Below are 8,115 nucleotides of genomic sequence, written 5' to 3' on the forward strand. Positions count from 1 at the left end.
CGTCGATCCCGGCGGAACCGGCCGCCAACAGGAAGGTGGCGTCCTTGTCATTGTTTTTAGCGGCGAAGCTTTCGACCAGGTCGACCACTTGCTGCAGGGTCTCGGCGCGGTGATCACGCAGGTAGGCGTACACCGTCAGCAGGTTGCATTCTTCGTTGTACAGCTCACGCGGTGCCCGGGCGGTGATGGTGTTGAGCATGCTTTGATTGCTCGACAGGTCGTACCACAGCGGACTGCCCTCGTTCATGCCGACCATCAGGCGCCGTTGCAGACGCGCAATCGACTGGGTGGATTCGACACCAGGAAGATCCATCAACGCCCATTCCAGTTGGTCGACCCGACGCAACACGTCGTACTGGCTGCAGTTGCCTTCGGAAGTCTTGACCATGATCGCGAAGAGATCATTGCTCGCGCCATAGTTAGTGGTCAGGTAGCTGACGTCGCGGTTGTAGCGCGAATCGGCTTGCAGCTCCGGAGCGCCAGGATCGAGGTCGCCGACCTTCAGTTGCGTGCCGACGGCAACGCCGACCACCGCCAGCAATACCGCCGTGACGATCGCTGCCGTTGCACGACGGCCTTCGGTAAAGCGCACCAGCCAGATAAAGAACGCACTGCTCTCCCCGGCGGCGGTCGCCGATTCCCGGCGCACGGCGCGGTCGGCGGCTTTACGGCTGACACCGACGTAGCTCAACAACACCGGCAGCAGGATCAGGTTGGAAATCACCAGCACCAGCACGCCGAGGCTGGCGGCGATGGCCAGTTCGCGGATAACCGGAATGTCGATCATCAGCAGCACCGCGAAGCCAACGGCGTCCGCCAACAGAGCAGTCAGGCCTGCGAGAAACAGGCGGCGAAAGGTGAAACGTGCCGCGACATAGCGGTGCGTGCCTCGGCCGATGTCCTGCAGAATCCCGTTCATTTTCTGCGCGCCATGGCTGATGCCGATGGCAAATATCAGAAACGGCACCAACATCGAGTACGGGTTCAGCGAGTAACCCAACAGCGGGAGCAGTCCCAGTTGCCAGAGCACGCCGGTCACCGATGTGATCACCACCAGCGCAGTGCTGATCGCATCGCGGTTGTACAGGAATACCATTGCCGCGCAGATGATCAGTGCGATGAAGAAGAAGCCGATCACCTCCTGCATGCCATCCATGAGGTCGCCGGACAGTTTGGCAAACCCGGTGATATGAATGGCCACCTCGTCACTGCTGTACTTGGCACGCAATTGTTCCAGCTGCTTGGACAGCGCCGCGTAGTCCAGCGGTTTGCCAGCCGCGTCATGTTCCAGCAGCGGCACTTGAATCACCGTCGAGCCGCCGTTGACCGCGACCAACTGGCCGATTTCACCCGAGCGCTGCACGTTCATGCGCAACTCTTCGATCTTCGCCGGCGAACCGTCGTAGTGCGCAGGGATCACCTGACCACCATCCAAACCGTCTTCGGTCACCGCGGTCCAGCGCACGTTCGGCGTCCACAGCGATTTCATGAACGCGCGATCCACGCCCTGCAGGATGAACACGTCATCGTTGACCTGACGCAGCGTTTCCAGATAGTGCGCGTTGTAGATGTCGCCCTTGCGAGCCTCCACCGCGATGCGCACCGAGTTACCCAGGCCCGTCAGCTCTTTTTTGTGCTCCAGATAATTGGTGATGTACGGGTGGCCGGTCGGAATGGTCTTTTCGAAGCTGGCATTGAGCTTCAGGCTCAGCGCGCTGAAGCCCAACAGGACGGTGACCAGCACGCACAAACACAGCACCAGGATGCGATGGTTGAACACGGCGCGTTCGAGCGCATTGCCCGAGCGCGGATCAAAGTCTTCGAGCCGGCAAGCACCGGTCTCAGCAGGTTTCACTGTGGTCATGTCATTGGACTCTTATAAGGCGCGTCGAGTGAGCGTGCAGGTGGATGTCGTCAACCAAGCCGGGAGACTCCACCCATGCTGGTGGCCACCAGCCCACCGTCTGCGGCTTCGACCAGCGAGGTCAGCGGCAAGCGTCGCGGCAGTTGCTGTTCGGCAAAATGGACACCACCGTCGTGACTTCCAAGCACTCGCCCGCCCTGCGCCAACAGCATCACTCGGCCATCGCGCAGTTCAACGCTGGACAGAATCGTCAACGGCGCGGCCAGTTCGATGGCGTTCACGGTTGTACTCCCCGAGTCGATGCGACATGCAGCCCCCAACAGCCCGGCAAAGACAAAGCTCCCACCGCGCGTGGCCGTTGCGGTGAACAGGGTGCGTTCGGAAGGTGCCGCCAATGCCGTGAAGCTCGCGCCATCGTCGTCGCTACGCATCAGCACGCCCTGCTCGCCCGCCACCACCCAGGTCTTGGCATGATGGGCAATCGTATACAGATGCATGCTCATGGGATTGGCCAGACGTTCGCGGCAAGGCGTCCAGGTTTTGCCGCCGTCATCGGTGCTGGCGGCGAGGCCGAAGGCGCCCACCACCATCCCGTGCAACGCATCGGCAAAACAGATCGACAGCAGCGGTTTGTCTGCACCGTCATCTACCAGACGCTGGGCCTGCAGGACGCGGTGTTCGCGATCGGCATCGGTGTCGGGCAATGCCTGCGCCTGAACGAGACTGGCCTGTGCCAGGGCGATTCCATCGGTCTGAATGGACCAGCTCTCGCCACCGTCAGAGGTATGCAACACAACGCCACTGTGGCCAGCGATCCAGCCCTGACGGGCATCGACAAAACTCGCTGATGTCAGCGTCACACTCACCGGCACGCGGGCCTGGCGCCAATGTCGGCCGCCATCGTCGGACAGCACCACCATGCCGCGTTCGCCCACCGCCACCAAGCGGTCACCGGCCACCACCACGCGAGTCAGCACAGCCTGTGCTGCCCGTGGGGTCATGGTCGCCGGTTGGCCCAGCAGCCCAGGCATTACTGCCGAGGCGAACGCTACCGTGGTGGAGGCCAGAGTCGGGGCCAACAACACTTGCAAACCCAGGCCCAACCCCACCAGCAACAGCCCGCGACGGGATACGTCGACGCCTTCATTGTTATTGTTATTCATACCGGTCATCTCATCAGGTTCATCGTTCAAGCGAGATACAGTCTTTAACGCACGCCCTCTCCAGACAGGGACTCAGGCGTGAAGATGCGGTCTGGCAACGTGGCCTTCAGGTCGACTTGTTTGTCACGCGGGAAATAGGCCGAGGCGAAGTAGCCACCGCCGATCAGGTCGTACGACATATAGCCTGCGACGATGGTGCCGGGACCTGCCGGGAACACGGTTGGCAAGTTGTACGTCACCTTCCACAGTTGCCCCTGGGCGTCCCAACGTTCGCCGGCCACAGCGATCCAGGTGTCTTCATCCAGATACACGCGCAGGCGTGGAATCACATGGCGTTGACCGGCCTTGAGCGTGCCCTCCACCACCCATACCCGATGCTGCTCGAAACGCACGAAGTCCGGGTTGACGGTCTTTTCAGACATGAGCTTTTCCAGCGACGGCGCCTGGTGATAGCTGTTGGTGTTGTACGGCACGTACATTTCTTTCTTGCCGACCAGCTTCCAGTCGTAACGTCCGATGGACGAGGAATACACCTCGACTTCGTCGAAATTGAGGATGCCACCCGCTACCGGGCTCGGTACATCGCAGCAGGTCAGCGGCAGACGACGGACGCGACGCTGGCCGGTCAGGTAGACCCAGGTTTTCGACTCGATGTCGTTGATGTTGACGCGTTGCAGCAGGATCTCGCCGGCACGGATCGGCGGGCCGGAGGTGTCAACCCGAACGACCTTGAAGTTGGAACCTGCGGCGTGCCATTTGTCCAGGTTGCTGTTCGGGTCGTAGTAAGGGAACGAGCTCTTGGCGATGTTCTGCGAGACCGGAATCACTTTGCCTTCCGGGGTCACGCGAGCCAGGCTGGGCGCTGTCTGGTAGCCGGGAGTCGTCCATCGCAGCAAGTGGTTCCAGATCGCTTCTTCACCATTCTTCGGAATCGGGAACGGGATGCCGCCGTAGGCGCCTTTCGGGAAAGGACCGAGTTCGCCGGACGGATCCATCGTCGCCCGAGTGGCGTTGGCGAAGGTGTTGTCGTAAACCCACTGCGGTGCCGCTGCGGTGCGCCGGGTCGGGAACACCTGAACGTTGAAGCTCGGGAAGTGCTTCAACAGGCCCAGGGTGCCCTCTGTAAGCTTGTCTTTGTACTGATCAGCATTCTGCGCGGTGATGGTCAGCAGCGGCTTATCCTTGGAAAACAGGTCTGGAATTGCTGCCGAGTTGTACGCATTATCAACTGGGTATCCGCCCTCCCACGGTGGGATCGTGCCGTCCTTGTTGCCGGCACGCTCGGCGCCCAGTGGGGTCAGAGTGGTTTTCAATTTGGCGGCTTCATCAGCCGAAACGGCCGCCTGGACGACCGGCGCCGCCAGTGCGGCGCACGTCAAAGCCAGCAGAGTCATGCGGGTAAAAATGGTCATTATTGTTTTCCCTTAGAAGGTGCGACGCAGCGAAACCGAGACGAAATCACGATCTTTCAAGGTTTGCGCGAAGGTGTACGTACCGTTGACGCTTGGGTCGGTCGAGGCATACGTGGCCGTGTTTTCGCCGCCGTAGTAATGGGTGTACGCCATCGTGAAATCCCACACCGTCAGGTAGTTGCCGGCCAGCGTGAAGGTCATGTCGCCGCCATTGTTCGGGCCCATGATCACCACGGGTGACTTGCCATGGTTGTAGCCAACCGTGAAGGATGGCGTGATATCCAAGCCGTCCAACACATTACGCCGAGGTATGGCATACAAGGCCCGCACCGCGGCTGCACGGCGATCCAGACCAGGATCCATCGCACTGCAATTGCTGGTGCAACTGGTCAGTTGGTTGTAGGCCACTTCCATGCTTAACGAGGGTTCGTCGGACATGAAGTTGCGTGGCATGCTCCAGATCATCGACACGTTGGCATGCGCCGAATTGCCGATGGCATAAAGCGCATGGTTGTTATTATCCGCCCCGGACGTACCCGCTTCCTGCGGCAGACTGGTCAGCGGCGTGTCGCGACGCACGGAAAGCTCACCGGCAAAGTTAACCGTGTCCACGGTAGTGGTGGCACTGACACCGAACGCCTTGATGTCCTCGGGATACACCAATTGGTACGTCCCGAATCCCGCACCAGGAACGGCAGTGCGCTGAGTACGGGAATACACCACGGGGGTTTTGGCGTGGTAGCGGATCGCGTAGGCACCGAACTCCCAGTCGCCCAACTGTGTGCGCAAACCAAGACCGAACTGGCCGTTATCCTTGGCCTTGATGTCTTGACCACGCGACAAGCCAACGCCCGGTAAACCCGGCGCAAAACGAATACGCTCGCCACCATCACCGATGAAGTCGGTGCCCGAAAAATAACTGCCAGCCGCTGGCAAGCGGGTAGCCTCCCAATCGTATTGGTAGTAACCCATCAGCGTCAGCGCAGGCGAGAACTGGATCTGGCCCGAGAACTGACCCACCGGCCGGATGATTTCTTTGGTGGTCGAACCGGGTACCGAGGAGGCCTTGACCGCATCCACCGGAGACTGGGTGCCGGCGATGGCGTTGGAACCGAAGAACAGGCTCTCGCCCCACAGTACGGTGTGTTGGCCCAGTCGACCACTGACTCGCGCGTCGCCGACATCGGTGCCACCAAACACGAAGGCATCGAGAATCTCGGCCTGGCGACCGTGCAGATCGCGGGTGTCGTGGGTGAAATGGTCACTCGGTACCGACAACGAGTTGTTGGTTGCAGGCGAGTTGTTATCGTTTTTCTGGTTATAAACGTCGTCGTACCAAGCCGCACCGCTCACACGCAGACCGTAATCGTCGTGAATCACCAGATCCATCTCGGACAATACGTCGAGGCGGTTGGAAATCAGCCGGCCTTTCTTGAAGTTACGGTCGCCATCGTCAGCGTTGAGCGCCGACGGTCCCTTGCCGCCACCTGGCGTGGCCGGAACGTTTTGAGTCAGCGTGTCGTCCTGATCCTTGAGACGCATCCCGGCAGAGTATTTGAATGTGTTGTCCCAGCGCAGTTTGATGTCAGGGTTACCCACATCAATCGGTGCGGCCAACGTCGAGCCTGCCGCCATCAGGCTGGTGGCAACCAGCATGGAGCGAAGACTCTGGCGATACAAAACGTTGTGCGGCACTGCAAGTCTTATTTTTATTATTTGCATTTTTGCTACCTAGAGGGATTGTGTGACGCATGAACTCCGGTTGCTGATCTGCCCGATTACATGAACGTTGGCCAGTCACAGCGACCCACAAGAAAAACCTCCCATGAAGTTGTGGTACCGGTTGAATTCATGCACGGACAAATCATGTGCAGGCAACACAGAGTCTGGGTTTGAGATGGTTTTATTGTTCTCAGACCTGACGGTGTTTCTGTGTTGGCCCGAGTATATGCAGGCCCTTTTCGGCCTGAACAATGATAAAACCCGCTACACCGCAGCCAGAAAACTGATGGTGCAATGAAGGCGCGGATTCGTTAGGGGAAGGCACAAAGAGGCACGGCCGCGAGCGCCGTAAAGGCGTGATTACAAGGGAAAAGACGCAGGAAATCTGATCGGAATCTGGCTGGGATGGCAGAAATAATGGCGAGGGGATTTATCCCCGTTCGGCTGCGAAGCAGTCGCGAAATCAGACCCCGCGATTTATTTGGGAAACCGCATTCGCAGGGTTTAGGTCTGCGTCGCAGACCAACGGGGATAAATCCCCTCACCACAGGGTTCGCTTTAGATGTAGCCGGTAGTCAGGTGCAGCGCCATTTTGTCGAACAGCAGCTTCACCCGCGTCAGTTCCAGTCGCGCTGTCGGCACCATGATTTTCACCCAGCGCTCCACCAGCGGAAATTGCTCCAGCACCGGCACCAATTCTCCCGCTGTCAGAGCATCGGCAACGATCGGCAAGGCCAGTTGCACAATCCCCTGACCATCGCGGGCGGCGGCGCACAGATAGCCTTCATCATTGGTGATGAGCACCGGACGCACGTCCACTTCTATCCGGCCTTCCGGAGAATTGAACGCCCAAATCGAACCGGCAAGGGAAAACGACAGACAGGGGTGATCGACCAGGTCGCGAGGATGCAACAGCGCTTCACATCGCGCCAGGTACGCCGGCGCCGCACACATCACCCGGGGAAAGGGCCGGATGACCTGCTCGACCACATCCGAGTAGGCCATCTGATCCATGCCGACCGAGATATCGAAGCCCTCCTCCACCGGATTACCGCCCCGATCAGACGCAACAATCTCCAGTTGCACCATCGGATGCTCAGCACGGTAACGGGTAAACAGATCGCCAAGGCCCTGGCGGATCAGCACCGCCGGAGCTTTGATTCTGATCGGGCCTTCGATGGCGCCGGGGCTCAGGATCGCGCCACTGGCCATGTCGCTGTAAGCGCGCAGCAGTTGCCGGGCGTGAGTCAGGTAGCTTTGCCCGGTGTCAGTCAGGGTCAAACGGCGGGTCGAGCGATCAAAGAAGGTGGTTTTGAAATCCCATTCGAGCTCGTCAACCCGCTTCATGATGACCGAGGGTGAGGTGTACAAGGTGCGCGCAGCGGCTGAGAAGTTACCGGTGTCGGCGGTAACGACGAAAGCCTTCAGCTTCAACAGCATGTCCATGGTCGAGCGCTCAATATCAAGTAATGAGTTCGGACTCGATCGCACGACGGATTTCAACGTTCGCCCACAGACGATCGTGGTGCGCCTGACAACTTTGCCCCAACTTTCCGATGCCGTTGACCACGCACCAATGCTCCAGATAGAAGAGCGCGAAATCGGCGATGGTCATTTTTTCGAAGAGCCAGTCTTTGCCGTTGATCTGTCGTTCTGCCCGGTCGAGCCCGGCCTGGAATATCTTCAGACCTTGCGCTTTCACGGCCGCATGATCTGCTTCACTCGGCGCAAACTTCTCTGGCCGGCGAGCGCGAGTGTAGCCTTGCATGTGCACGGTAGATACCAAATACTCAGTCATTTCCAGCACACGAATCTCGCCTTCGATGTCCGTCGGGATCAGCTCTCGCTCGGGGTTCATCCGGGCGAGATAGAGTGCGATCACCGGGAATTCGGTGAGCAGCGAACCATCGTCGCGAATCAGCGCGGGGACTTTGCCCTTGGGGTTGATCTGCGT

Annotated in this window: 6 protein-coding genes; all 6 read right to left on the reverse strand. The window is 59.4% G+C overall.

Annotation, left to right across the window (positions count from 1 at the left end; translation table 11 throughout):
- On the reverse strand, positions 1–1,864 hold a 1,864-nt coding region (locus tag WBB95_RS21775; protein ID WP_424489449.1), incomplete at its 3' end, for an efflux RND transporter permease subunit.
- Positions 1,865–1,914: 50 nt separating this feature from the next.
- A complete protein-coding gene (locus WBB95_RS21780) occupies positions 1,915–3,027 on the reverse strand; it encodes a WD40/YVTN/BNR-like repeat-containing protein (protein ID WP_424489450.1) in 1,113 nt (370 codons plus the stop codon).
- 44 nt (positions 3,028–3,071) lie between these two features.
- Positions 3,072–4,439, reverse strand: a complete 1,368-nt coding sequence (locus WBB95_RS21785; RefSeq protein WP_424489451.1) for a DUF1329 domain-containing protein — start codon at positions 4,437–4,439, stop codon at positions 3,072–3,074.
- A 12-nt stretch (positions 4,440–4,451) separates the two neighbouring features.
- The gene (locus WBB95_RS21790; RefSeq protein ID WP_424489452.1) at positions 4,452–6,095 is read right to left on the reverse strand and encodes a DUF1302 domain-containing protein; all 1,644 of its coding nucleotides are present in this window, start codon (positions 6,093–6,095) and stop codon (positions 4,452–4,454) included.
- Positions 6,096–6,719: 624 nt separating this feature from the next.
- The gene (locus WBB95_RS21795; RefSeq protein ID WP_424489453.1) at positions 6,720–7,664 is read right to left on the reverse strand and encodes a LysR family transcriptional regulator; all 945 of its coding nucleotides are present in this window, start codon (positions 7,662–7,664) and stop codon (positions 6,720–6,722) included.
- On the reverse strand, positions 7,624–8,115 hold a 492-nt coding region (locus WBB95_RS21800; RefSeq protein WP_424489454.1), incomplete at its 5' end, for a glutathione S-transferase family protein. The genes WBB95_RS21795 and WBB95_RS21800, both read right to left, overlap by 41 nt.

Origin of the sequence: Pseudomonas sp. (assembly GCF_049645325.1) — a bacterium.
GTDB lineage: Bacteria > Pseudomonadota > Gammaproteobacteria > Pseudomonadales > Pseudomonadaceae > Aquipseudomonas.

What these genes read in the sequence shown, in the direction of transcription:
- WBB95_RS21780 (WP_424489450.1), bottom strand. Translation starts at nt 3,027, where the DNA reads ATGAATAACAATAACAATGAAGGCGTCGACGTATCCCGTCGCGGGCTG.
- WBB95_RS21785 (WP_424489451.1), bottom strand. Translation starts at nt 4,439, where the DNA reads ATGACCATTTTTACCCGCATGACTCTGCTGGCTTTGACGTGCGCCGCA.
- WBB95_RS21790 (WP_424489452.1), bottom strand. Translation starts at nt 6,095, where the DNA reads ATGCTGGTTGCCACCAGCCTGATGGCGGCAGGCTCGACGTTGGCCGCA.